The 510-nt window shown below is 72.5% G+C and carries 1 protein-coding gene; it reads right to left on the reverse strand.

Annotated features, from left to right (window positions below):
• On the reverse strand, nt 1-510 hold a 510-nt coding region (locus ELR45_RS25130; RefSeq protein ID WP_205857234.1), incomplete at both ends, for a 4-carboxy-4-hydroxy-2-oxoadipate aldolase/oxaloacetate decarboxylase.

Consider the following 510-nt stretch of genomic DNA (forward strand, 5'->3'; position numbering starts at 1 on the left):
TCAGCGCCCGAGACACGTCGCCGCGTGGCACCACCATCGCCCCGTCGTCGTCGGCCAGCACGACGTCGCCGGGGTGCACGATCTGACCGCCGAGCACCACGGGCACGTTCACGGCGCCGGCTGTCGCCTTGACCGACCCCTGGGCGCTCACGGCCCGGGACCAGGCCGGGAAGCCCATCTCGCGCAGCTCGGCCGTGTCACGGATCCCGCACTCCAGGACGACGCCCCGGACACCACGATGCTGCAGCGCCGTGGCGAACAGCTCCCCGAAGAGCCCGTCGGTCGACTCCGAGTTGGTGGTCACGACGAGGACGTCCCCGGGCCGGCACTGCTCGACGGCGACGTGGATCATGAGATTGTCGCCGGGCCAGCACAGCACGGTGACCGCGGTTCCGCCGATGCGGGCGCCCGGCCACGCCGGCCGGATCGAAGCACCGAGGTACCCGGTACGGCCCATCGCCTCGTGGACCGTCGCCACGCCGTAGCCGGCGAGCCGCTCAGCATCGTCGA

This window comes from Phytoactinopolyspora endophytica (assembly GCF_004138495.1).
In the GTDB taxonomy this organism is placed as follows: domain Bacteria; phylum Actinomycetota; class Actinomycetes; order Jiangellales; family Jiangellaceae; genus Phytoactinopolyspora; species Phytoactinopolyspora endophytica.